Origin of the sequence: Streptomyces sp. NPDC093097, assembly GCF_044754325.1 — a bacterium.
Taxonomy (GTDB): Bacteria; Actinomycetota; Actinomycetes; order Streptomycetales; family Streptomycetaceae; genus Streptomyces.
The window spans coordinates 243,331-267,185 of sequence record NZ_JBIVOW010000003.1 but is presented as its reverse complement, the minus strand read 5'-3'; the positions used below and the strand labels follow the sequence as shown (position 1 = coordinate 267,185).

Annotated in this window: 18 protein-coding genes and 2 tRNA genes; 17 read left to right on the top strand and 3 right to left on the bottom strand. The window is 72.2% G+C overall.

Annotated features, from left to right (window positions below; genetic code table 11):
- Nucleotides 1–13 precede the first annotated feature (13 nt).
- Nucleotides 14–2,101 carry a hypothetical protein gene (locus ACIQE0_RS06605; protein ID WP_402329521.1) on the bottom strand — a complete coding sequence of 696 codons (2,088 nt, stop codon included), beginning with the start codon at nucleotides 2,099–2,101 and terminating at the stop codon, nucleotides 14–16.
- Nucleotides 2,102–2,573: 472 nt separating this feature from the next.
- Between ACIQE0_RS06605 and proB the strand changes: the two genes are divergently transcribed.
- The 5 genes from proB to ACIQE0_RS06580 all read left to right on the top strand — a co-directional run bounded on the left by proB (nucleotide 2,574) and on the right by ACIQE0_RS06580 (nucleotide 7,698).
- Entirely contained in the window at nucleotides 2,574–3,671 is a 1,098-nt protein-coding gene (gene proB, locus ACIQE0_RS06600) for a glutamate 5-kinase (RefSeq protein WP_366334724.1), read from the top strand.
- A 236-nt stretch (nucleotides 3,672–3,907) separates the two neighbouring features.
- On the top strand, nucleotides 3,908–4,414 hold the full coding sequence (locus ACIQE0_RS06595) for a hypothetical protein (protein ID WP_402329519.1): 507 nt from the start codon (nucleotides 3,908–3,910) through the stop codon (nucleotides 4,412–4,414).
- A gap of 143 nt (nucleotides 4,415–4,557) precedes the next feature.
- Nucleotides 4,558–5,823, top strand: a complete 1,266-nt coding sequence (locus ACIQE0_RS06590) for a glutamate-5-semialdehyde dehydrogenase (protein ID WP_366334648.1) — start codon at nucleotides 4,558–4,560, stop codon at nucleotides 5,821–5,823.
- Between the two features lie 85 nt (nucleotides 5,824–5,908).
- Entirely contained in the window at nucleotides 5,909–6,520 is a 612-nt protein-coding gene (locus tag ACIQE0_RS06585) for a hypothetical protein (protein WP_402329517.1), read from the top strand.
- 59 nt (nucleotides 6,521–6,579) lie between these two features.
- Nucleotides 6,580–7,698 (top strand): hypothetical protein, encoded by a 1,119-nt coding sequence (locus ACIQE0_RS06580; RefSeq protein ID WP_402329515.1) that lies wholly within the window; start codon nucleotides 6,580–6,582, stop codon nucleotides 7,696–7,698.
- On the opposite strand, the gene ACIQE0_RS06575 is transcribed toward ACIQE0_RS06580, so the two are convergent.
- Nucleotides 7,661–8,782 (bottom strand): M48 family metallopeptidase, encoded by a 1,122-nt coding sequence (locus ACIQE0_RS06575; protein ID WP_402329513.1) that lies wholly within the window; start codon nucleotides 8,780–8,782, stop codon nucleotides 7,661–7,663. The genes ACIQE0_RS06580 and ACIQE0_RS06575 overlap by 38 nt on opposite strands.
- Nucleotides 8,783–8,911: 129 nt before the next feature.
- Between ACIQE0_RS06575 and ACIQE0_RS06570 the strand changes: the two genes are divergently transcribed.
- From ACIQE0_RS06570 to ACIQE0_RS06535, 8 genes are all read left to right on the top strand, one after another.
- Nucleotides 8,912–9,064 carry a hypothetical protein gene (locus ACIQE0_RS06570; protein ID WP_366334656.1) on the top strand — a complete coding sequence of 51 codons (153 nt, stop codon included), beginning with the start codon at nucleotides 8,912–8,914 and terminating at the stop codon, nucleotides 9,062–9,064.
- A gap of 166 nt (nucleotides 9,065–9,230) precedes the next feature.
- The gene (locus ACIQE0_RS06565) at nucleotides 9,231–9,392 is read left to right on the top strand and encodes a hypothetical protein (protein WP_366334658.1); all 162 of its coding nucleotides are present in this window, start codon (nucleotides 9,231–9,233) and stop codon (nucleotides 9,390–9,392) included.
- 52 nt (nucleotides 9,393–9,444) lie between these two features.
- Nucleotides 9,445–10,056: a nicotinate-nucleotide adenylyltransferase gene (nadD, locus tag ACIQE0_RS06560; RefSeq protein WP_384101431.1), complete on the top strand. Its 612-nt coding sequence runs from the start codon at nucleotides 9,445–9,447 to the stop codon at nucleotides 10,054–10,056.
- A gap of 24 nt (nucleotides 10,057–10,080) precedes the next feature.
- Nucleotides 10,081–11,925, top strand: a complete 1,845-nt coding sequence (locus ACIQE0_RS06555; protein WP_402329510.1) for a LytR C-terminal domain-containing protein — start codon at nucleotides 10,081–10,083, stop codon at nucleotides 11,923–11,925.
- A gap of 208 nt (nucleotides 11,926–12,133) precedes the next feature.
- A complete protein-coding gene (gene rsfS / locus ACIQE0_RS06550) occupies nucleotides 12,134–12,568 on the top strand; it encodes a ribosome silencing factor (RefSeq protein ID WP_402329505.1) in 435 nt (144 codons plus the stop codon).
- The gene (locus tag ACIQE0_RS06545; protein ID WP_366334726.1) at nucleotides 12,565–13,218 is read left to right on the top strand and encodes a histidine phosphatase family protein; all 654 of its coding nucleotides are present in this window, start codon (nucleotides 12,565–12,567) and stop codon (nucleotides 13,216–13,218) included. Before rsfS ends, ACIQE0_RS06545 begins: the two co-directional genes overlap by 4 nt.
- 114 nt (nucleotides 13,219–13,332) lie before the next feature.
- Nucleotides 13,333–13,405 (top strand) — tRNA-Ala (locus ACIQE0_RS06540).
- Nucleotides 13,406–14,788: 1,383 nt separating this feature from the next.
- Entirely contained in the window at nucleotides 14,789–15,022 is a 234-nt protein-coding gene (locus ACIQE0_RS06535) for a hypothetical protein (protein ID WP_004571982.1), read from the top strand.
- Between the two features lie 277 nt (nucleotides 15,023–15,299).
- Here the strand turns inward: ACIQE0_RS06535 and ACIQE0_RS06530 are convergent, their stop codons facing one another.
- Nucleotides 15,300–16,697, bottom strand: a complete 1,398-nt coding sequence (locus ACIQE0_RS06530) for a glycosyltransferase 87 family protein (RefSeq protein ID WP_366334669.1) — start codon at nucleotides 16,695–16,697, stop codon at nucleotides 15,300–15,302.
- A gap of 165 nt (nucleotides 16,698–16,862) precedes the next feature.
- Here ACIQE0_RS06530 and ACIQE0_RS06525 point away from each other — a divergent pair.
- The 4 genes from ACIQE0_RS06525 (at nucleotide 16,863) to ACIQE0_RS06510 (ending at nucleotide 23,695) form a co-directional block, all read left to right on the top strand.
- Nucleotides 16,863–16,935 (top strand) — tRNA-Ala (locus tag ACIQE0_RS06525).
- A 347-nt stretch (nucleotides 16,936–17,282) separates the two neighbouring features.
- On the top strand, nucleotides 17,283–19,241 hold the full coding sequence (locus ACIQE0_RS06520) for a protease pro-enzyme activation domain-containing protein (protein ID WP_402329503.1): 1,959 nt from the start codon (nucleotides 17,283–17,285) through the stop codon (nucleotides 19,239–19,241).
- A 311-nt stretch (nucleotides 19,242–19,552) separates the two neighbouring features.
- The gene (locus ACIQE0_RS06515; RefSeq protein ID WP_402329502.1) at nucleotides 19,553–22,444 is read left to right on the top strand and encodes a leucine--tRNA ligase; all 2,892 of its coding nucleotides are present in this window, start codon (nucleotides 19,553–19,555) and stop codon (nucleotides 22,442–22,444) included.
- Nucleotides 22,445–22,840: 396 nt separating this feature from the next.
- The gene (locus ACIQE0_RS06510; RefSeq protein ID WP_402329500.1) at nucleotides 22,841–23,695 is read left to right on the top strand and encodes a hypothetical protein; all 855 of its coding nucleotides are present in this window, start codon (nucleotides 22,841–22,843) and stop codon (nucleotides 23,693–23,695) included.
- Nucleotides 23,696–23,855: the final 160 nt, after the last annotated feature.

Genomic DNA, 23,855 nt, shown 5'->3' with positions numbered 1-23,855 from the left:
CCCCGCCGCGGCACTAGACGGCGGCGGTCGCGTCCGAGGCGCCGCCGGAGCCGTGCTGCGCCGCCTCGGCGGCGGTCACGTCCTGCTGCGAGCGCTGGACGGGGATCCCGGAGAGCCGGCTCTCCATCCGCCGCCGGCGCTCGTCGGCCCTGGTGCACAGCTCCACCGCGGCCTGGTTGAAGCGGACCGCCGAGGGCGGGTCGGACGGGCCGAGCAGGTACTCCTTGAGCTCGGTGCGGGCCGCGGCCAGGCCGTCTTGCTCCGGGTTGCGGACCGCGTCGAGGAACGCGGGCACACCGGCGGCCTCGGGCGTGAGGATGGTGGCCGCCCGCACGGTCGGGAACTGCGCCCGGAAGTCGTCCTCGCCCAGCCCGGAGGTGTTGGCGACGGCGTACGGCTTCTCGCTGGTCAGGTAGTCGGAGACCACGCTGGAGACGTCGCTGATCAGCAGGTCCGCCTCGTTGAAGCAGGCGAAGATGCCGGGGCGCGCGGTGGTGATGATGCGGTGCTCCCACTCCGGGAAGGAGTTCCAGTACGCCTCTTCCCAGGCGGTGACGGCGGCCTCGACGGCGGCCGCGCGGCCCTCTTCGGGGGTGCCCTGGATCCGCATCCGCTCCAGTTCGTCGGCGCTGTTGCGGAAGGCGGTGGTGGTCAGCCGGTCCAGCTCGGCGGAGCGGCGGGCCAGTTCGGCGGCGGCCTCCGGGCCGGGCCGGGCACCGTCGCGCCGGGTGTTGGCCTCCGCGATCATCGCCTGGATGCGGGCGTTGGCGGCGCCCGCCCGCGGGTCCACCGAGCCGGTCATCGGGTGCGGCTTGTAGAGGAGCCGGACTGCGGGGTCGGCGAGCAGGGTGCGGACGATGTTCTCGCCGGCCAGGATCACCGAGGTGTTGCCGGGGTTGCCGTCCCAGCCCTCCCAGGTGGGGGCGTAGAGCACGGTCGTGTACTGGCCCCGCGGGGCGCACTCGGAGGGGCGGATCGGGGACAGCTGGGGGCGGCCGACCTCGACGACGTCCTTGTCCTCGACGCCGATGTCGGCGAGCTGGTAGCGGTCCCGGGCCGCCGGGCCGGCCACCCACACCTCGTCGTAGGCCTTGGCGTACGGGTTGCAGGAGGAGAGCTTGTCGCTCTCGCCGTGGTTGATGAAGGCGTGCTTGATGGAGGGGATCCGCAGGACCTGCGAGGTCTTGCCGGAGTTCGCCGGGTGCAGCAGCACCTTGAGGGTGGAGTGCTCCAGGCGCATCAGGTGGGCGACCTTGGGGATGCACACGATCGGGATGTCGGTGGCCTCGATCTTCTGCACCATGAAGCGCTCGCGGAGCACGATGATCGGCTTGCCGTCCAGGCCGGCCAGGGTGTCGAGCCACATGTTGGCCTGGTAGGCGGAGGTGGTGCCGCCGGAGAAGTACATGCCGACCGTCGGCCGGTAGGCGGCCAGCCAGTCGTCCAGCCAGGCCAGGGCGTGCTGCTCGGCGACGACCCGCTTCGCGGGCAGCAGCCAGGTGCTCAGGTAGAGGGTGCCGCCGGCGGAGAGCAGCAGCGCGATGCCCAGGCCGAGGCCGCCCCACAGGACGTTGCCGGTGATCGCGGTGACCATCAGGCCGGCCGTGGTGGGGACCGAGAAGCGCAGCAGCCGCCGGCCGGTCTGGCGGTAGAGCAGCCGCGGCGGGGCGTCGGCGAGCCCCAGCGCGCTCGCGTCGATGTTGCGGGTGACGAACGGCAGGCTCCGGGACCTGCGCACCAGGACCGCGACCGCCTGGCACACGAAGTGGGTGCCGTAGAAGGCGAGCAGGGTGATGGTGAGCGGGGCCTGTTCCTCCAGCGGGTTGATGCCGTCGATGTGCAGGAGGCCGACCAGTATCAGCATGTCGCGGAGCAGCTGACGTACCGTCACGTCGAAGCGGATCCGCCCGAGCAGGGAGAGCAGGCCGGGCTGCAGGTGCTGGAGGACCAGGTCAAGCGCCAGGTTGACCACGGACGCCACGATGAACAGCGGGATGATGGGCAGCAGCGCACCAAGCAATTGGGCGGTGAACGCGACCATCATCGCGAAGAGCGCCGCGAGCTGCACGGCTCGTCTGGGGGCGATTCCGGCGGAAGGCACGGGGGAGGGCTCCTGGCATCAGAAAGGTCAAACGGGGAGGCCGGGGACGGCGGCCGGGTCCCGCCCTGCCACGCCGCCGGAGCGGCGAAACCGGACTGATGGACACCCGACTGGACACCTGACCGTATGACCTTGTTGGCCTTGGTGACAATCTGCTGTGGCGCTCTTCACCGCGAAACGGACCAATCGAACGCAACCTAAGGGTGTCATTCTCCGTCTTAAATCGGTTGCGGACGGTCTCTCAGCGGTCGGGTCCCGGTGTCCGCCGGGGCGTCCGCCAGGCGATATGCCGAGGCGTCCATAAGGGACGCTGCCGTAGATTGCGGCTGTACGGCTTCCGTACGACAGAAGGACCGGCGAGTACAGGGGTATGCAGGTGGCAGCGGCAAGGGGCGACGAAGGGGCGGCCCGCGGGGCCTTCACCGAGGGCGGTGACGCGCCGGCGGCGCCCGGCGGTCGCGGGCGGGAGGGCGTGACGGACGCCCGCAGGATCGTGGTGAAGGTCGGCTCGTCCTCGCTGACCACGGCCGCCGGCGGACTGGACGCGGACCGCGTCGACGCCCTGGTGAACGCCCTGGCCAAGCACCAGGACAAGGAGATCGTGCTGGTCTCCTCCGGAGCCATCGCCGCCGGCCTCGCCCCCCTGGGCCTCGACCGCCGCCCCCGTGACCTGGCCCGGCAGCAGGCCGCCGCCAGCGTCGGCCAGGGCCTGCTGGTCGCCCGCTACACCGCGTCCTTCGCCCGCTACGGCCGGCGGGTCGGCCAGGTCCTGCTGACCTCCGACGACACCAGCCGCAGGGCCCACTACCGCAACGCCTGCCGCACCCTCGACCAGCTGCTGGCCATGGGGGCGGTCCCGATCGTCAACGAGAACGACACCGTCGCTACCGACGAGATCCGCTTCGGCGACAACGACCGGCTGGCCGCCCTCGTCGCCCACCTCGTCCGCGCCGACCTGCTGGTCCTCCTCTCCGACGTGGACGGGCTCTACGACGGCGACCCGTCCACCCCTGGCACGTCCCGGATAGACGTGGTCACCGGACCCAAGGACCTGGAGGGCATCTCCATCGGGAGCGCCGGGAAGTCCGGCGTCGGGACCGGCGGCATGGTCACCAAGGTCGAGGCGGCCCGGATCGCGGCCGCGGCCGGCATCCCGGTCGTGCTCACCTCCGCCGTGCACGCCGGCGCCGCGCTGGCCGGCGCCGCAACCGGCACCCACTTCCTGCGCACCGGCCGCCGCTCCGCCGACCGGCTGCTGTGGCTGGCGCACGCCTCGACGCCGCGCGGCGCCCTCGTCCTGGACGACGGCGCCGTGCGGGCCGTCGTCGAGCGGAACTCCTCGCTGCTGCCGGCCGGCATCTCCGGCGTCGAGGGCGAGTTCTCCGCCGGTGACCCGGTGGAGCTGCGGGACGCCGGCGGCCACGCCGTCGCCCGGGGGCTGGTCAACTTCGACGCCCGGGAAATCCCCCGATTGATTGGCCGCTCGACCCGGGATCTGGCCCGCGAGCTCGGACCGGCGTATGAGCGGGAGGTCGTGCACCGCGACGACCTGGTGCTGCTCAGCCACTGACCCGCCGCCGACGGGTCCGCGGCGCGGTCCCTACAGGACCGGCCGTTCGTCAGCCTTTCATCGGGGACCTTCGGTAAAACCGCCCCGCGAGCGGCCGCGGGCTGGTCAACTTTGTTGCAGGGGCGCCGTAGGGGAGCGGCACCCGCAGCGCGCGAGCGCGTCACGCCGAAGGACGACCGCACCAGTCGGCTCCGCACCCCGAGGGGCGGAGCGATTCGCATCACAGGAGGCCGCCGGTGACACGAGGGCGCCCAGGGGCTCCGGCCCGAGGGACGGCGGAGCGCACACTGACCAGCGTCGGGCCCGCCGGGAGCGCCGGCGGCGCGGCCCGGCCGGAGGACGGCCGGCGGGCGGAGCGGGACCGGCCGGCGCCGCGGGCGCGGGAGGAGGAGGTCCGGGAGACGTCCCGGCTGTGGCATGTCACCCTCAGCGTCTCGGGCGCCGAGGCCCCGCTGAAGGAGGTCCGCCGGGCGCTCGAACAGCTCGCCCACGACCATCCCTTCCTGCTGACCAGCCGCTACGCCAACGACCACGCCGAGATCCGCTACTGGGAGGAGGCCCGGGACCTGCACGACGCGGCCGCGGTCGCGCTCCGGCTGTGGGGCGAGCACCGCTCGACGGCCAAGCTGCCGCCCTGGGAGATCGTCGGCCTGGAGGTCATCGACCGGGAGACCTACCACCAGCGCGTCGCGGAGGGGTACGGACCGCCGCCGGCCTCGCCGGTCGGGGTGCATCCGTACTAGGGGGCGCATCCGTACCAGGAGTCCGTCCCGAGGCGTCCGCGCGGGCCGCGACGTTGCGCACAGGGCCCGGCGCCGGTGTGACCGGTGTCCCGCTCTGTGGAATCCGTCGTGGCCGCCGCCCGGCGCGGCGTTAGGCTGCCGCCATGACCAGCGCATCCCCGTCCTCGCCCGTCCTCGACACCGCCCGCCGTGCCAAGGAGGCGGCCGCCGTCCTGGCCCCGCTGCCGCGCACGGCCCGCGACGGGGCGCTGCTCGCCATCGCCGACGCCCTGGTGGCGCAGACCGACGCCCTGGTGGCGGCCAACGCCCGGGACGTCGACAAGGCCCGCGCCGCCGGCACCTCCGAGGGGATCGTGGACCGGCTCACCCTCACCCCCGAGCGGATCGCCGCCATCGCCGACGACGTCCGCAAGGTCGTCGGGCTGCCCGACCCGGTCGGCGAGGTGGTCCGCGGCTCCACCCTGCCCAACGGCCTCGACCTGCGCCAGGTCCGGGTCCCGCTCGGCGTGGTCGGCATCATCTACGAGGCCCGGCCCAACGTGACGGTGGACGCCGCAGCCCTCTGCCTGAAGTCCGGCAACGCCGTGCTGCTGCGCGGCTCGTCCTCCGCCTACGCCTCCAACAGCGCCCTGGTGGACGTCCTGCGGGACGCCGTGCAGAGTGCCGGACTGCCGGCCGACGCCGTCCAGCTCGTGCCGGGGGAGAGCCGGGATTCGGTGCGCGAACTGATGCGGGCCCGCGGCCTGGTCGACGTGCTCATCCCGCGCGGCGGCGCCGCCCTGATCCGCACGGTCGTCGAGGAGTCCACCGTCCCGGTCATCGAGACCGGCACCGGCAACTGCCATGTGTACGTCGACGAGGCCGCCGACCTCGACATGGCGATCGACATCCTGGTCAACTCCAAGGCCCAGCGCCCCAGCGTCTGCAACGCCGCGGAGACGGTGCTGGTGCACGCCGGCGTCGCGCAGAAGTTCCTGCCGCGCGCCCTGGAGGCGCTGACCCAGGCCGGCGTAGTGGTGCACGGCGACGCCGCCTGGCAGCAGGCCGGCCCCGGCCTGGTCGCCCCCGCCACCGACGAGGACTGGGCGACCGAGTACCTCTCCTACGACATCGCGGCCGCCGTGGTGCCCGATCTGGACGCCGCGGTCGCGCACATCCGGCGCTGGACCTCCGGCCACACCGAGGCCATCGTCACGGGCTCGCAGGCCGCCGCCCGCCGCTTCACCCAGTTGGTGGACTCCACCACGGTCGCGGTCAACGCCTCGACGCGGTTCACCGACGGCGGCCAGTTCGGCTTCGGCGCCGAGATCGGCATCTCCACCCAGAAGCTGCACGCCCGCGGCCCCATGGGCCTGCCCGAGCTGACGTCCACCAAGTACATCGTCACCGGCGACGGCCACACCCGCTGAGCGACCGGGCGGACGGCCCCGTTCCGCCCGTATTCGACCCGTCTTCTCCCTGCCCAAAAGGTCTGGCCGGGGCTACCCTGGACGGGTGCCGGACGACGCGGGGGGCACGCCGTTCCCGGATGGCGAAGAGCCCGACGAGCACCACCACGGGAGCCACGGACGAGCGGACGAGGAGTTCGCTTCCGTGGTCTTCGACGAGGAATTCGTACGGGCCGCGACGCTCCACGAGCCCTCGGCCGTCGAGCGGATGCTGGCCGCCGCCGAGGCGCGTGCCGAGGCCGACGCGGCCGCCCGCCCGGGAGCGGGCCTGGGCCCCGACGACTACGACCATGAGCCCGGCGACCGCTCCGGCGGCCCCGACGCCTACGCCCCGGAGGACCCCTACGGTCCGTACGGCGGCTCCCTGCGCCCCTACCGCGGCACCGCCCGCTGGCACCGCCCCGTCGCCTGGGTGCTGGCCGTGCTGATGGGCATAGGACTGGTGGCGCTCGCCTTCAGCGCCGTCTACCGCGGCGCCTCGGGGCGCGGTCAGAATCCCGCACCGCCGGCCAGTTCCAGCGGTGTCGACGTCCCGGCCTCCGGCGCGCCTCCCAAGTCCGGCCCGGACAGCCTCGCCACGCTCCGGCCCGGCGTGCCGACGGCGACCTCAGCGGAACCGCTGCGTCCGTCGTTCTCGGCGGGCCCCGGCCCGCGCTGACGCGAAGTTGTACCGCTCCCCGGCGTTTACCTCGGCCCCGTCAGACCTACCCTTGTTGTATGACCGGGCCTGGTGACCCTCCCGAAGGGATGCCCGACGGCGCCCCGGGAGGCGACGACGAGTACCGATCCGTGGTCTTCGACGAGCGGTTCGTACGGGCTGCGCGCCTTCAGGAGTTCTCCGCCGACGAGCGGTTGGGCGAGCATCACGCACCGGCGGTGCGGACCCGCCACACCTGGCTGCGGCCCGGCGGGTCCCGGCAGGCCGTCCTGCTGGTGCTGCTGATAGTGCTGGCCTTCGGCACGGCCGTCTACATGGGCATACGCCATCCGTACAAGGCCCCCGAGGCGGTCCGCGCGCAGCCGTTGCGGTCCTCGGTGGTGCCGCTGGCCCCGCCCGGCACCGTACCGGGCGCGACCCCCGACGACCTCGTGGCGCACAGCCCGGCGGCCGGCTACCGCATCGGCGCGGCCGGCATCAACCTCCCCGTCGTCCAGCGCAGTGCGCACTTCTCCGACGGCCAGATCGTGACCGCGCTAACCATCGCCAAGGACTACCTCGTGCGTTCGTCGGTCGATCCGGCCACCCTCACCGGCGGCGCCGTACGCCCCGTCAGGCTGCTGCTGAACACCGGCCAACTCGACCAGTTCGACCGGAGCCTGGGGCACCCCGACGACAACGGTCAGGACGCCGCCACCGGCTGGCTGGTGCGCTTCGACCCCAAGCGGGTCCGGCTCGCCGACCCCCACGTCCGCGTCAACGGCACGCTCAACGCAACGGAGTTGAGCGCCGACACCCTCGACGTCGCCGCCGACTACACCTTCGTCTACGCCGTGCGGCCGGCCCCCGGCGCCCCGGCGGCCGGCGGGCAGCACTCCGGCCGGCCGACGCCGGGCGCCGCCTCGCTCGTCACCGTGCGCCGGGAGCTGCACTTCCGGATCGGCCGGGACGACCTCACCGACCACCGGCTGGTCGTCGCGCAGAGCAGCCTCCAGGCCGGGCCGCTGGCCTGCTCCTCGAAGCCGGCCGACGCGCTGCGCCCGCTGCTCGCCGGACAGCACGCCGACTCCGATCGGCCCGCCGGCACCGACCCCTACGCCCGGGGCCGGGCCAACGCCTCGCTCTGCGGCGAGCTCTCGGCTACTTCCCAGCCGACCCCGAGTCATCCGATCCGCTAGCGCCGCCCGAACCGCCCGAACCGCCCGATCCGCCCGAACCACCGGCACCGTTCGCGCGGTTGCCGAAGACGGTGTCGCGCAGCTTGCCGCCCAGGTCACCGGCGCCGCCGGCGAGATCGCGCACCAGGCCCATCAGCGGGTCCTTGCTGGTGCGCACCGACTCGGCGTAGTGCGCCGCGGAGTCCTTGAACGAGTCCGAGACCGAGGCGTCCTTGTCCTCGTCGCGGCGCGTGTAGTGGCCGTCCATGATGCGCTGGTAGTCGCGGCTCTCGCTCCACTTCTTCAGCTCGGCGGCGCGGACGGTGGTGAACGGGTGGCTGCGCGGCAGCAAGTTGAGGATCTTGAGCACGGAGTCCCGCAGGTCGCCGCCGGACTCGTACTCCTCGGCCTGCTTGAGGAAGGCGTCGACGTTCATCTCGTGCAAGTGGTTGCCGCCGGCCAGCTTCATCAGGCCGCGCATCGACGCCTGGAGGTCCTGCCCGACCAGCAGGCCGGCGCGGTCGGCCGACAGCTCCGACTTGCGGAACCACTCGCGCAGCGCCGTCACGATCGCCATGACCGCGACGTTGCCGAGCGGGATCCAGGCGACCTTGGTGGCGAGGTTGGTCAGGAACAGCAGGATCGTGCGGTACACCGCGTGGCCGGAGAGGGCGTGGCCCACCTCGTGGCCGATGACGGCCCGCATCTCCTCCTCGTCCAGCAACTCGATCAGGCCGGTCGTCACCACGATGATCGGCTCGTCCAGGCCGATGCACATGGCGTTGGGCTGCGGGTCCTGGTTGACGTACATCGGCGGGACCTTCTCCAGGTCCAGGATGTAACAGGCGTCGCGCAGCATCGCGTTGAGGTGGGCGAACTGCTGGTCGCTGACGCGGACCGAGTCCGACAGGAAGAGCAGCCGCAGGCTGCGCTCCGGCAGCAGGCCGCTGAGCGTCTTGAAGACGGTGTCGAACCCGCTCAGCTTGCGCAGCGCGACCAGCGCCGAGCGGTCCGCCGGGTGCTCGTAGGACCGGGACGAGATACCGGGGAACCGCTTGCGGTTCCTGCTCGGTACCGTCGCGCCGCCGTCTGGGCTCTCCGTCATTGGGGCCTCCCCCTGTTCGACTGCGTGTGATTCAGACTAGAGGACGCCACTGACAGCGGAATGGATGCCCGGGCGTACGCTGGCGAACGCACCACCGCCCACCAGGCCCGCACAAAAGGGAGCCCCGCCATGCCGCATCCGAGCCTGCTGATCGCCGCCGCCGAGGAGGGGTCCCGGGGCGGTGGCCCCGGCTGGATCCTGCGCACCGTGATCGTCGTCGGCGTGGTGGGAGCCGGACTGCTCGCATGGTTCCTGCTGCGCGGCTACGGCAACCAGGACTGACGCCGGCGGGACCCTGCTGCGGGGCGGGATCGGCGCGGTTTCGGGAGCGGGCCGGGGCGCCGCTGCGGCGCCTTCGGACGGAGTCGGCGTGAGCCCGCGGTGACGTGGCGCTTACGATGTGGCGGAAACCTCTGTCCGATACCCGCCCGGATTGGTCCAGCCAACGATGAGCCTGCACTCCACCGCACAGTCCCTGGTCACCCTCGCCGAAGAAGCCGGGCACGGCGGCCAGCACGAGAGCCTGAGCCCCTTCGTCACGGGCGGCAGCGCCCTTTTCATCCTGCTTCTGCTGCTCTGGATCACCACGCGCTTCAACCGCGACCGCTGAGCCCGCGGACCTGGCCTACGGCAGCGCGTCCCGCCAAGTAGGGTCTGCACGCATGGGAGAGCACACAGGGCCCGTGAAGCGGCGGCTCGGCGTGATGGGCGGGACGTTCGACCCGATCCATCACGGACACCTGGTCGCCGCCAGCGAGGTGGCCAGCCAGTTCCACCTCGACGAGGTCATCTTTGTGCCCACGGGGCATCCGTGGCAGAAGAGCCACAAGAAGGTGACCCCCGCCGAGGACCGTTATCTGATGACGGTCATCGCGACCGCGTCCAACCCGCAGTTCTCCGTCAGCCGCATCGACATCGACCGCGGCGGCAAGACGTACACCATAGACACGCTGCGTGATCTACGGGCGGAACACCGCGACGCGGACCTTTTCTTCATCACCGGCGCCGACGCGCTCAGCCAGATTCTGACCTGGCACGACGCGGCGGAGCTGGTGTCACTGGCCCATTTCATCGGGGTGACCCGGCCCGGCCACGTCCTCGCGGACCCCGGGCTGCCCGAGGGGGCGGTGTCCCTGGTCGAGGTGCCGGCGCTGGCCATCTCCTCGACCGACTGCCGGGCGCGAGTCGCCCAGGGGGATCCGGTCTGGTACCTCGTACCGGACGGTGTGGTGCGCTACATCGACAAGAAGCAGCTGTACCGCGACGACCGCTGACGGGGCAGATGGAAAGGGGCACTCGTGAGCGACCGACACGATCCGTACGGGCCGCACGACCCATATGCCCGCGACCCGTACGCCCAGCAGCAGGGGCAGCACGGGGCGCAGGGCTACACCTACGACGCGTACGGCCGGCCGGTGCACCAGGAGGCGCCGCAGCAGTACGAGACGCACGCCCCCTACGGGCAGCAGACGTACGACCCCTACGGGCAACCGGCCACCGCCCCCTACGGGCAGCAGACGGGGGCCGGCGCCCCGCCGCCGTACGCTTCCTATGACCCCTACGGGGCGCAGACCGGCCAGGCGCCGCCGGCCCCGCAGCACTACCCGGGACAGCCGGAGTACGGCTACGACGACTACGGCCAGCAGCAGGTCCAGCCGCAGACCGGCTACCCCCAGCAGTTCGACCCGTACGCCCAGCCCCAGCAGGGCCCGCCCCACCAGGCGGACTGGATTCCCCAGCAGGCCCAGCAGCCGCCGTACGAACAGTTCTCCTACGGGGAGCAGCAGCCGCAGTACGAGCAGCCGGGCGCGGCGCCGGCGGCCGCCCCGGAGGAGCCGCCCGCACCCACCGGCTCCAAGGGCACCGCGGGCCCCAAGGGTCCCAAGCGCGGGGCGGAGGACGACGCCGAGGAGGTCTCGTTCGCCGAGGAACCGGATGAGGACTCCGAAGACGTCATCGACTGGCTGAAGTTCACCGAGAGCCGCACCGAGCGGCGCGAGGAGGCCAAGCGGCGCGGCCGCAGCCGGCGCATCGTGCTGTCGGTCGTCCTGGCCCTCCTGCTGGCCGGCGGTGTCGGCTATCTGTGGTGGGCGGGCATGCTGCCGGGGCTGTCCGGCCCGGGCGGCACCGACGCGGCGGGGGCCGGGCAGAAGCGGGACGTCCTCGTGGTGAACCTGCGGGACACCAAGACCGGGAACAGCTCCACCGCCCTCCTGGTGGACAACGAGACCGCCGGCAAGGGCACCACCCTCCTGCTGCCCAACAACCTCATCGTCACCAAGGACGACGGCACCAGCACGACGCTCGGCAAGTCCGTCAAGGACGACGGCACCGACGCGACCCGGGAATCCCTGGGCACCCTCCTGGGCGCCGACCTCAAGGCCAGCTGGCGGCTGGACACCCCGTATCTGGAGAACCTCGTCGAGACGATCGGCGGGATCACCGTCGACACCGACACCGCCGTCCCCAGTGGCAAGCAGGGCGGCGACCCGGTCGTCAAACAGGGCACCGGCCAGCTCCTCAACGGGCAGGCGGCCGTCGCCTACGCCACCTACCAGGGACCCGGGGACACCCAGACCAAGCAGTTGGAGCGGTTCGGGCAGGTCATGCAGGCCACCTTGAAGAAGGTCTCCTCCGACGCGGACGGCGCCACCGCCACCGTGAAGTCGCTGCTCCAGATCCTCGATCCGCCGCTCACCGAAGGCGAGCTGGGCAGTTCGCTGGCACAGCGGGCGGAGCTGGCGAAGACCGGCAAGTACAAGACCGAGCTGCTGTCGGTGCAGGCCGACGGGACGATCGGCCAGAGCACCGCGGCCGGCGTCGTCAAGGAGGTCCTGGGCGGCACGGTCAAGAAGACCTCGCCGGGCGTGACCCCGCGGGTCGCGGTCAGCAACGCCACCGGCAACAAGGCCGCCACCGGCAAGGCCCAGGTCGCACTCCTCAACGGCGGCTACACCTTCATCGACGCCGGCGCCGGCAGCGCCGCGGCCACCTCCCAGGTGACGTACGCGGACGCCCCGCAGCGGGCCAAGGCCGCCGAGGTCGCCAAGACGCTGGGTCTGCCGTCCGGCGCCGTCCGGCAGGGCAAGGTCCCCGAAAACGCCGACATCTCGGTGGTCCTGGGCCAGGACTCCCAGGGCTGACCGTCCGCCGGACCGCCCGGGTGACCAGGCAGGACACCGGCACCTCCCGGTGGGGTGGAAATCCCCGCCGGGAGTGTCGGCGGTCCGTGAGACCCTAAAGGAGTACCTGACCGCCGATCCGGCCGCCCAGGACTGCCGGTATGCGCCACGGCCCAGCCGCGCGTCCTGCGTCCGGCCGGAGCGGCCCCCTCGACCCGGAAAGCCGCTTGTGACCGCCACGGACCGCTCCCTTGAGCTCATCAACGCCGCCGCCCAGGCGGCCGCCGACAAGCTCGCGCACGACATCATCGCGTACGACGTCAGCGACGTCCTCTCGATCACCGACGCCTTCCTGCTGGCCTCGGCGCCCAGCGACCGCCAGGTGAAGGCGATCGTCGACGAGATCGAGGAACGCCTCAACAAAGATCTCGGCGCCAAGCCGGTCCGCCGCGAAGGCGACCGCGAGGCCCGCTGGGTCCTCCTCGACTACGTCGACATCGTCGTCCACGTCCAGCACAGCGAGGAGCGGGTCTTCTACGCGCTGGAGCGCCTGTGGAAGGACTGCCCCGAGATCGACCTCCCGGAGGAGGCCAAGGCCACCCGCGGCAAGGCCGCGTCGCACGCCAAGGCCACCGAGGGTGCAGAGGACGGAGACCTGCGCTGAACGGCACCAAGGGCGGCCGGGGCCGCCGCGTCGTCCTGTGGCGCCACGGCCAGACGGCTTGGAACCTTGAGCGCCGCTTCCAGGGCTCGACCGACATCGAGCTGACCGAGACCGGCGTCGCCCAGGCCCGGCGCGCGGCGCGGCTGCTGGCCGGGCTGCGGCCGGACGCCATCATCGCGTCCGACCTGCGCCGGGCCAGGGCGACGGCGAGCGAGCTGGCCGCCCTGACGCGGCTGGACGTGACCCACGACGCCGGGCTGCGGGAGACCTACGCGGGCGCCTGGCAGGGCCTGACGCACGACGAGATCCTCGCCCGGTACGGCGCGGAGTACGCCGCCTGGAAGCGCGGTGAGCCGGTGCGCCGCGGTGGCGGCGAACTGGAGACCGAGGTGGCCGACCGGGCCGCTCCGGTCGTCCTGCGGCACGCCGACAAGCTGCCTGACGAGGGCACCCTGGTCGTCGTCAGCCACGGCGGCACCATCCGCACCACCATCGGGCGGCTGCTCGGCCTGGAGTCCCACCACTGGGAGGGCCTGGGCGGTCTGTCGAACTGCTGCTGGTCCGTCCTGGGCGAGGGCGCCCGCGGCTGGCGGCTGCTGGAGCACAACGCCGGCACCCTGCCGGAACCGGTGCTCGGCGACGACGACTGAGCCCCCGAGAGGGGGCGGTCGGACCCGGATTTCACATCTGGGCAGGTCGCAGGCTAAAGTTCTTCTTGTTCGCGGCGCCGCCGGGGGAAACCCCGGGGGAACGGAACAAGACCCGGGGCTATAGCTCAGTTGGTAGAGCGCCTGCATGGCATGCAGGAGGTCAGGAGTTCAATTCTCCTTAGCTCCACAGCCCGGAAGATCCCGTCTCCTGATGGAGGCGGGATCTTCTGCATGTCGGGAAGGTGGCGGGGCGGTCCGCGCCGTACGGCGCCGCCTTGGCGGGCAAGCTCTGGCGGCCGGGCGGCCGGGCGGCCGGGCGGCCGGGCGGCCGGGCGGCCGGGCGGGCGGGCGGCCGGGCGGGCGGCCGCGGGGCCGTGGCGTACCTCACTCGGCCTCCGGACGCGGTTCCTTCAGGGCGCCGCCGCCGCGCTCCCACGTCCGCTCCAGGCCCGCGTGGACCTCGGGGCGGGCCGTGGATGCCCGGGGCGGCCGTTGGGCGGGCCATGGGCCGCCGCAGGGCCGCCGTGAGCCGTCGGCTCTCCTCGCCTGCCGAGGTGCAGACCACGATCCGGGGCTCGGGCGCCCCGTCGACCGTCAGGGGCGAGGAGGCGGCCGTATCAGCGGCCGTATCTCGCCGACCGAGGCGCGCTGGACCACCTTCACGCGGCGGCCGGGCGGGGGCCGCCGCCGGTCGCCCAGAGCCGTACGCATTCCTCACGGCCCCGGACGGCCAGGAGACCAGGGCTTCCCATGTCGGCTCGCCGACGTGCTGCCCGTAGGCGCCGCGGAGTTGGGCCACCGGTGCTGGGAACTCCTCGTCGCGGTCGCGGACCGTTGAGCGGCACTGGGGCGTCGGGCACAGCTGCCACACCGGGCACAGCTGCCACCGGGCCTTGCAGGCCGGGCCCGCGGTCGTCACCGCCGCTCTCGCCGGCCTGCGGACTGGCCGCGGACTCCGGGGAGTTGATGGCCTTCTGCGTCACCTGGGGGGGCCGGCGCCGCGGTGGGCCCCTGCTAAGGGCGTTCGCGGCGTACGAGGCGGCCCCGGGTGCGTCGGGCCGGGCGTCGGGTGCGGGTGTGCCCACCGCGCCGACCTGGCCGCCGCGTTGGCGTCCGTCCGCATGGAGACGCGGCGGACGCGAACGGGCTCGTGGTGGCCGTCAACCAGGTCCGACTGGCGCTGGGGGCCTCGCTTTTCGGGATGCTCTTCCCCAATCGACTGGGGGCGGAGGGAGCCGGTGGCGGGTTCGGAGTGTCGTGGGGGAACGTCCTCGCGCCGACCGGTGCGGCGGTCTTCGGTGGGGCGGTCGGGGTGCTCCGCAGGCGGACCTGACCCGGTGGGCGGTCCGTGGCAGAATCGGACGGCGCAGTCAGGGGAGGAGAGATCGCGATGCCCACGAGCATCCTCGGGCAGGTCGACGACTTGCCCGGCCCGGCCGCCGCGTGCGCCGAAGCGGGTGCGGCTCTCCCATGCCCCTCGTGCCGTTCCTCCCGTGTCGCGCAGGTGCTGAGCGACAACAGCGGTGTTTCCTTCGTCTGTACGGCCCGCGGCCGCAGTTGGAGCTGATGGATGGGCGCCCACAGCAGGAAGTGCGACTGGTGCGGCAGCGGTACGCCGATCGTCCGCGATATGGAACCGGTCAACGCCGACTACCAGTACTGGTGCGAGGAGTGCGCACGCGCCCTGGTCATAAAAGGCGACCCCATCGAGACCTACCGGGAGCTCGACGGGGAGCCGATCTACGGTCGGCTGCTGGACGAGCACTGCACGCTGAAACGGTTCTACTCCTTCGCCACAGCGTGAGTTGAGGCATCGTCGGGCCGGGCGGCAGTGGCCCCGAGCGCCGTCAAACTGTCATTTCCCGCACCGCGTCTGACGCCTTCGATCGCTTTCGATCGATTCCGGAGATCCGGAACTCCCGCGGAACGGCGGCGCGTTCACGCATCGAAACCCGCCGTGAGAACCACCGCTGACGCACGGACGACGGTGGGGCCGCGGCGGCGGGCAGGGCGGGTGGCGATACGCGGACGGGGGGCGGACATGGCGGCGGTCGACAGCGCACGGGTGGGTACGCGGACGATCACGTTCCGGAAGATCCCGCGGGGCCGGGCACGGATACGGGGTCGGGGCCCGGCCCGATCGCGGACGTGGGTGCGGACGGCGTTCCGGGAGCGGATATCGGGGGAGCACCCGCCGGTCGCCGGAGCCGGGCCGCGGCCAGCACCAGCAGGGTGAGCCCGGCCAGCGGATAGACCGCGGAGAGCAGCATCTGGGCGGCGTTCTGGTGGAGTTCCTCGTGGTGGTGCCAGCGATGTGGCACCCACCACAGCGCGAACGAGCAGAACAGCAGCCCCATCGCGCCGGTCACCGTCCACCAGCGGCGGGCCGCGGTGCCGGAGCGCCGCAGCGCCTCGGAGCCCAGCAGGATCAGCATCGGGACGCACCACACCCAGTGGTGCGACCAGGAGATCGGGCTGATCAGCAGGGCGGTGGCCGCGCAGGTCACGGCCGCCCAGGCGCGTTCGCCGCGCAGCAGTGCCGCGGCGGCCAGCGCCAGCCCGGCGGCGCCCGCCAGGGCGGCCAGGACGAGCCAGGCGGCGCCGGGGTCGTGGGTGTGCAGCAGCCGGGCCAGGACGCCGCGCAGCGACTGGTTCGCGGTGATCTCCACCTCACCGACCCGGTCGGCGGCGAAGACGATCTCGGTCCAGAAGCGGTGCGAGTCGCGCGGCAGCAGGGCCGCGGAGAGGAGGGCGGTGGCACCGAACGTCCCGGTGGCGACGGCGGCCTGGCGCAGCCAGGGGTTCCAGGCGGCGCGCCACCCCGCGCCGGAGCGCAGTGTCCGGCCGGCGCTGACCACTCCGGCCAGGGCGAGGAAGACGGCGAACAGCGCCGGGGTCAGCTTGATGCCGGCCGCGATGCCGATGCCGATGCCCGCCCACCGGTGGGAGTCCCGGCGGGTCAGGTCCCACAGCACCAGCACGGCGAGCAGCAGGTTGATCTGGCCGTAGCGCAGCGTCGTCCAGACCGGCTCGCACCACACCAGCAGCGCGGAGAGCGCCAGCGTCGCGGCGAGCGGGGGGAGTCGCCGGGGCCGGCCGACCAGACGGAGGGAGAGGTGGACGACGGCGACGAGCAGCAGCAGGTTCCCGGCCGTGGCCAGGGTGCGCATCAGCGGGACGCTGAAGAAGGTGAGCGGGACGAACAGCAGCGAGGCGAACGGCGGATAGGTGTTGGGCAGCCGTGCGGAGGTGGCCACCATGTCGTAGAGGTCCTTGCCGTCGCGCGCGGTCTGGCCTTCGGCGCGGTAGACCATGAGGTCCACCATCGAGACGTGCACCAGCCGCTGCGTGATCCAGAAGGCGGCGAACGAGACCAGGCAGGCGAGCGCCGCGGAGGCCACGGGACGGCGGCGGATCACGCCCGCGTCGGGGTGCGGGCCACGGACGGTGGCGGGCTGGTCCGGATCCGGCGCGGTCACGGCGTACGACTCCCCTGGACGAATCGGGCACGGCTCGCCGACAGTACCTCGGGTCCCGCCAGAGGGCCCCGGCGACCGCGATTTGGCAGAAGGCCGGGGGACCCGTGTAATGTAGGCGATGCCGCAGCGGGGGGCCGGAAGGAAATCCGCAGCGGGGTAAGACCTGGGGCTATAGCTCAGTTGGTAGAGCGCCTGCATGGCATGCAGGAGGTCAGGAGTTCAATTCTCCTTAGCTCCACAGAAGACAGAGCGGGTCATCCATCACGGATGACCCGCTCTGTCGTGCGTTCGAAGGCGATATCGTCCGCGATGCGGTGAGCCTCCCGAGTTGTCCTGATATCTGGTCAACAACCTGTTCACCAGGGCGAGTTGGGTGTTCCCTCGGTGACGGACTCCGTCCACATGTTGCCATTCCTTGGTCTCTTCTTGGTGATCGCATGGCCCTGACATGAACGGTTCACCGAAAGAGTGGCGAATCGCGTGAGCGTCACATCCGACGCATTCACCGCTGATGAGGTGTCGCGCATCGGCGCACCGGCGCGGGATCACCACGCAGCGCATCGCATCGCCACAGCTGGGGGTTACATGAGAGCAAGCCGCACCAGATCTCCGCGTGTCCGCGCCGGTCTGGCCTGGGCAGCGGCGCTGCCGCTGGTCGCCGGAGCGCTCGCGCTCGGCGCACCGGCCGCCGACGCCGCGGGCCACGACGGAGGCCGGCACACGCTGCAGGGCACCAAGCCGCAGTGGGCCACCGCGCAGGCCGACCAGGGCTCCACCGCCGGCTCCACCGACGTCACCGCCCGGGTCTACCTGGCCGGCCGGGACGCCAAGGGCCTCGCGGACTACGCCAAGGCCGTCTCCGACCCGCACTCCGCCGCGTACGGGAAGTACCTGAGCCCCTCCCAGGTGCGCGCCCGCTACGGCGCCACGCAGGACCAGATAGCCAGGGTGACCGCCTGGCTGAAGAAGTCCGGTCTGACGGTCACCGGCACCAACAACCGCTTCGTGACGGTCACCGGCGACGCGGCCGCCGCCGAGCGGGCCTTCGCCACCGGTCTGCACAACTACCGCAAGAGCGGCCACACGTACCACGCGCCGTCGGCCACCGCCTCCGCGCCCGCCTCCGTGGCCGACGCGGTCCTGACGGTCACCGGTCTGGACAACGCGCCCCGGCTGGCCCGGCACCACTCCACGGAACTGCCGCCGCCGTCCCCCGTGTTCCGCAACTCCGGGCCGTTCTCCACCTACTACGGCTCCCGGACGAACACCGGCCTGCCGTCGGCCTACGGGGGCAAGGCGCCGTACGCGATCAAGGGCTACACCGGCAAGCAGCTGCGTGCCGCCTACGGGGCGAAGAAGTGGACCGGCAAGGGCGTCACCGTCGCGATCACCGACGCCTACGCCTCGCCGACCATCGCCAAGGACGCGGACACCTACGCCGCCCGCAACGGCGACCCCCGTTACCGCAAGGGGCAGCTGTCGCAGGTCCTGCCGAAGGACTACACGCACATCAAGGACTGCGGCGCGGCCGGCTGGTACGGCGAGGAGACCCTCGACGTCGAGGCCCTCCACGCGGTCGCCCCCGACACCAATGTCGTCTACGTCGGCGCGGCCTCCTGCCAGGACGACGACCTGCTGGACTCGCTCGGCAAGGTCGTCGACGGGCGCCTGGCCGACATCGTCTCCAACTCCTGGGGCGACATCGAGGCCAACGAGACCCCGGACGTGGCCGCCGCCTACGACCAGCTCTTCCAGCAGGGCGCGGTCGAGGGCATCGGCTTCTACTTCTCCTCCGGCGACAACGGTGACGAGGTCGCCAACACCGGCACCAAGCAGGTGGACACCCCCGCGAACTCCGCGTGGGTGACCGCGGTCGGCGGTACCGCCCTCGCCGTCGGCAAGGGCAACACCTACCAGTGGGAGACCGGTTGGGGCACCCAGAAGGCGGTGCTCTCCAAGGACGGCAACGACTGGACCGACTTCCCCGGCGCCTTCAACGGCGGCGCGGGCGGCGGCACCAGCAAGAACGTCGCGCAGCCCTTCTACCAGCGGGGCGTCGTGCCGGACGCGCTGGCCAAGGCCAACGGCGGCAGCGCCAAGCGCACCGTTCCGGACATCGCGGCCGTCGCCGACCCCAACACCGGCTTCCTGGTCGGCCAGACCCAGACCCTGCCCGACGGCAAGCTCGGCTACGAGGAGTACCGCATCGGCGGCACCTCGCTGGCCGCGCCGGTGATCGCCGGCGTCCAGGCGCTGGCCCAGCAGGCCCGGCACGGCGTCGCCATCGGCTTCGCCAACCCGGCCATCTACCAGCGCTACGGCACCGGCGCCTACCACGACGTCACCGACCACCCGCTGGGGGCCGGCCGCGACCTGGCGGTCGTCCGGATCGACTTCGCCAACGGCATCGACGCCAGCCAGGGCACCATCACCTCGCTGCGCAGCCTGGGCAAGGACAGCTCGCTGCACGCCACCGTCGGCTACGACGACGTCACCGGCGTCGGCAGCCCGTCCGCCGACTACGTGAACTCCTACCGCCCCTGACGCAGGGGTGGACACCCGTCTCTCCGCGGGCCCGTGACCTCACGGGTGCGTAGGCAGGCACGTGGGCAGGGCCCGCGCCAGGGGAAACCCGGGCGCGGGCCCTGTGCGCCCTGCGGTACCCTGGCGCCATGTGTGCCGTACGCCTTCTGCTTAGCGGGCCGCGCTGATCAGTCCCGACCGGGCCCTTCGCTGTGGCCGCCCGGGTCGGAATCGGCGCGGCGTCCCCTCCTGTGCGAGGGGCATTTTTGTTTCCGCGCAAACCGTGTCCGCAGCAGCCGCAGGCAGAGACGATCGATGGAGCTTTGAGGACGATGAGCGAGACGACTACCGCTGCCGAGGTGGCAGCGCCGCACCGCTACACGGCCGCGCTGGCCGCCGACATCGAGGCACGCTGGCAGGACTTCTGGGAGGCGAAGGGGACCTACGAGGCCCCGAACCCCAGCGGCGAGCTGGCCGGTGACCCCGCGGCGGCGGCCCGCCCCAAGAAGTTCGTCATGGACATGTTCCCGTACCCCTCGGGCGCGGGTCTGCACGTCGGCCACCCCCTGGGCTTCATCGCCACCGACGTCTACGCCCGGTACCACCGCATGACGGGCCACAACGTCCTGCACACCCTGGGCTTCGACGCCTTCGGCCTGCCCGCCGAGCAGTACGCGGTGCAGACCGGCACCCACCCGCGGGTCTCCACCGAGGCCAACATCGTCAACATGCGGCGCCAGCTGCGCCGCCTGGGCCTGGGCCACGACCCGCGCCGCTCGATCGAGACGATCGATCCGGCGTACTACAAGTGGACCCAGTGGATCTTCCTGCAGATCTTCAACTCCTGGTACGACCCGGAGGCCGACCGGGCGCGGCCGATCGACACCCTGGTCGCCCAGTTCGAGGCCGGCACCCGGCCCGCCCCCGACGGCCGCCCCTGGGCGGAGCTGTCCGGCACCGAGCGGGCCGACGTCCTGGGCGAGTACCGCCTGGCCTACGCCTCGGACTCCCCGGTCAACTGGTGCCCCGGGCTGGGCACCGTGCTGGCCAACGAGGAGGTCACCGCCGAGGGCCGCTCCGAGCGCGGCAACTACCCGGTCTTCAAGGCCAAGCTGCGCCAGTGGAACATGCGCATCACCGCCTACGCCGACCGGCTGCTGCGCGACCTGGACGCGCTGGACTGGCCGGACGCCATCAAGCTGCAGCAGCGCAACTGGATCGGCCGCTCCGAGGGCGCCCGCGTCGACTTCCCGGTCGGCGACTCCGACAAGATCACGGTCTTCACCACCCGCCAGGACACCCTGTTCGGCTCGACCTACATGGTCCTGGCCCCCGAGCACCCGCTGATCGCCGGCAACGGCAGCGCCTCGATCGTCCCCGACGCCTGGCCCGAGGGCACCCACGACGTGTGGACCGGCGGCCACGCCACCCCCGCCGAGGCCGTCGCCGCCTACCGCAAGCAGGCCGCAGCCAAGTCGGACGTCGAGCGGCAGGCCGAGGCCAAGGACAAGACCGGTGTCTTCACCGGCGTCCACGCCACCAACCCGGTCAGCGGCGAGCAGGTCCCGGTCTTCATCGCCGACTACGTCCTGATGGGCTACGGCACCGGCGCGATCATGGCCGTCCCGGCCCACGACAGCCGCGACTTCGCCTTCGCCCGCGCCTTCGAGCTGCCCATGCGCTGCGTCGTCGAGCCGACGGACGGCCGCGGCACCGACACCACCACCTGGGACGAGGCGTTCTCCTCCTACGAGGCGAAGCTGGTCAACTCCGCCGGCGAGGGCGTCTCGCTGGACGGCCTGGGTGTGTCCGAGGCCAAGGCCGAGATCACCGAGTGGCTGGCCGCCAACGGCATCGGCGAGGGTACCGTCAACTACCGGCTGCGCGACTGGCTGTTCAGCCGCCAGCGCTACTGGGGCGAGCCGTTCCCGATCGTCTACGACGAGGACGGCGTGGCGCACCCGCTGCCCGAGTCGATGCTGCCGCTGGAACTGCCCGAGGTCGACGACTACGCACCGCGCACCTTCGACCCGGACGACGCCGACACCCAGCCCGAGACCCCGCTGTCCCGTAACGAGGACTGGGTCAACGTCGAGCTGGACCTGGGCGACGGCCGCGGGGTGCAGCGCTACCGGCGCGAGACCAACACCATGCCCAACTGGGCCGGTTCCTGCTGGTACGAGCTGCGCTACCTGGACCCCGGCAACGGCGAGGCGCTGGTCGACCCGGCCGTCGAGCAGTACTGGATGGGCCCGCGCGACGGTCAGCCGCACGGCGGTGTCGACCTGTACGTGGGCGGCGCCGAGCACGCCGTGCTGCACCTGCTGTACGCCCGCTTCTGGTCCAAGGTGCTGCACGACCTGGGGCACGTCTCCTCTGCCGAGCCGTTCCACAAGCTGTACAACCAGGGCATGATCCAGGCGTACGTCTACCGGGACACCCGCGGCATCGCCGTCCCGGCTGCCGAGGTCGAGGAGCACGACGGCGGCGTCTTCTACTACGAGGGCGGCAAGGTCTCCCGGCTGCTGGGCAAGATGGGCAAGTCCCTGAAGAACGCGGTCACTCCGGACGAGATCTGCGCCGAGTACGGTGCGGACACCCTGCGCCTGTACGAGATGGCGATGGGCCCGCTGGACGTGTCGCGCCCGTGGGACACCCGCGCCGTCGTCGGCCAGTACCGCCTGCTGCAGCGGCTGTGGCGCAATGTGGTGGACGAGGCGACCGGCGAGGTCACCGTCGTCGACGCCGAGCCGGACGAGGCGACCCTGCGGGCCCTGCACAAGGCGATCGACGGCGTCACCCAGGACATGGCGAACCTGCGCTTCAACACCGCCATTGCCAAGATCACCGAGCTGAACAACCACCTGACCAAGGTGGGCGGCCCGGTGTCGCGCACCGTGGCGGAGCGGCTGGTGCTGCTGGTCGCCCCGCTGGCGCCGCATATCGCCGAGGAGCTGTGGCGCAAGCTGGGCCACACCGAGTCGGTCGTGCACGCGGACTTCCCGGTGGCCGATCCGGCGTATGTCGTGGACGAGACGGTGACCTGCGTCGTCCAGATCAAGGGCAAGGTCAAGGCCCGCCTGGAGGTCGCGCCGTCGATCTCCGACGCGGACCTGGAGGCGGCCGCGCTGGCCGAGCCGGCGGTGGTCGCGGCGCTGGACGGCGCGGGCATCCGGAAGGTGATCGTCCGAGCGCCGAAGCTGGTGAACATCGTCCCTGCGTGAGGGAGCGGCCGCCAGGCGGCCCGGTGACCCGGTGGCTTGCCGGGGGTGTCGGGCCGCTGCCCGGGGCGGGGGTTCCCCAGCTTCCGACTGCGGGCGGTCTGATCTGATCGCGGGGTGGGCCGAACGCCGGGCTTGTCACCTGGGCGGGCTGCCCCTCCCGGACGGGCCGATCGCTGGGCGGGCGGTCCGGTCTCTGGATGCGATGGCACTGCGGCTGACCTGGCCCTTTGTGGGTGGGCACGGTGCGCGGGGCCGGTGTTCCGCGAGCGTATAGGTGGTTTCCCCTACGGGCAGGTTGGGGGTTCGTTTGGAACCCCGGACCTGCCCGACGCGTTTACCGTGGAGGTACGGGCGTCGGTGCACAACCGGCGCCGCAGACACCTCAGGGGAGTGCCCATGGAAGTTGCCGTCGCCATCTTCGGGTTGCTCTTCGTGCTGTTCGTGGTCACCGGGGTGTTCCTCACGGTCAAGGCGGCCCAGGCGGCCAAGCGCAGCGTCGACCGCAAGGTCGCCCAGGCCCGGCGGACGGTCGAGGACACCACGCTGCGGGCCCGGCAGTTCACCCAGCCCGGAGTGGTCGGCGAACTGGCACAGCTGCGGCTGACGTTGCGCACGTCCATGCGCGCCACCCAGGAGGTGCTGCGCGCCGGCTCCGCCGACGACGCCTCGCTCGCCGAGGCGGTCCGGCTCTTCGAGCAGCTCAGCGTGCACGGCCATGAGTTGGACGACGACCTCCGCCGGCTGGAGCGCGAGCCCAGCAAGCCCACCATCGCGGCCCGCCTCCCCGAGCTCCGGGAGCGCCTGGAGCGGATCACGCATTCCGCGGAGTCACTGCGCTGGGCCGCCCGGGACCGGGCCCGCAAGTTCGCCGCCGACGACCTGGCCGCGCTGAGCGACCAGATCGACATGGAGGCGGGGGCCCTGCGGCACTGGACGGACGACGGGGCGGAGCCGGACCGGCAGCCGCACGGCACGGACGGGCGGTCGGGGGCTTGGGCCGGGCCGGGTTCCACTGGGGCGGGCGGCCCCGGGGCCGGCGCCGATTCCGGAAGTGGTTCCGGCGCTGCGGCCGGCTTCGGTACGGCTTCGGCGCCTGGTGGCAAGGACTATTCCTGGGGCCCCCTGGAGGAGGAGGCCCCGGCGATTACCGCTCGGGACCCGCGTACCCAGCCGACGTACTCGTGGGAGAAGACCCCGCAACGGGAGACGTCCCGCCGGCGGGCGGAAGACGGCGGCGGGATAGCCGGGTAGCGTCTCCTGTCTCCTGTCCCTCCGCACGGGGATCGCCACCGCTCTCCGTGCCTTGGAATGGCTGTGACCTGGGCGGACTTGGCAGAGCCTTGGCATAACCTGGAAGATCTTCGGAAGGGGCCCGCACTGTCGGGTGCCTGCGTCCCCGGATAACCTCCCA

Bases quoted from the DNA above. Each gene is read 5' to 3' on its own strand.
- ACIQE0_RS06590 (WP_366334648.1), top strand. From the start codon at position 4,558: ATGACCAGCGCATCCCCGTCCTCGCCCGTCCTCGACACCGCCCGCCGT.
- ACIQE0_RS06580 (WP_402329515.1), top strand. From the start codon at position 6,580: ATGACCGGGCCTGGTGACCCTCCCGAAGGGATGCCCGACGGCGCCCCG.
- ACIQE0_RS06575 (WP_402329513.1), bottom strand. From the start codon at position 8,782: ATGACGGAGAGCCCAGACGGCGGCGCGACGGTACCGAGCAGGAACCGC.
- ACIQE0_RS06570 (WP_366334656.1), top strand. From the start codon at position 8,912: ATGCCGCATCCGAGCCTGCTGATCGCCGCCGCCGAGGAGGGGTCCCGG.
- ACIQE0_RS06565 (WP_366334658.1), top strand. From the start codon at position 9,231: ATGAGCCTGCACTCCACCGCACAGTCCCTGGTCACCCTCGCCGAAGAA.
- nadD (WP_384101431.1), top strand. From the start codon at position 9,445: ATGGGAGAGCACACAGGGCCCGTGAAGCGGCGGCTCGGCGTGATGGGC.
- ACIQE0_RS06535 (WP_004571982.1), top strand. From the start codon at position 14,789: ATGGGCGCCCACAGCAGGAAGTGCGACTGGTGCGGCAGCGGTACGCCG.
- ACIQE0_RS06520 (WP_402329503.1), top strand. From the start codon at position 17,283: ATGAGAGCAAGCCGCACCAGATCTCCGCGTGTCCGCGCCGGTCTGGCC.
- ACIQE0_RS06515 (WP_402329502.1), top strand. From the start codon at position 19,553: ATGAGCGAGACGACTACCGCTGCCGAGGTGGCAGCGCCGCACCGCTAC.
- ACIQE0_RS06510 (WP_402329500.1), top strand. From the start codon at position 22,841: ATGGAAGTTGCCGTCGCCATCTTCGGGTTGCTCTTCGTGCTGTTCGTG.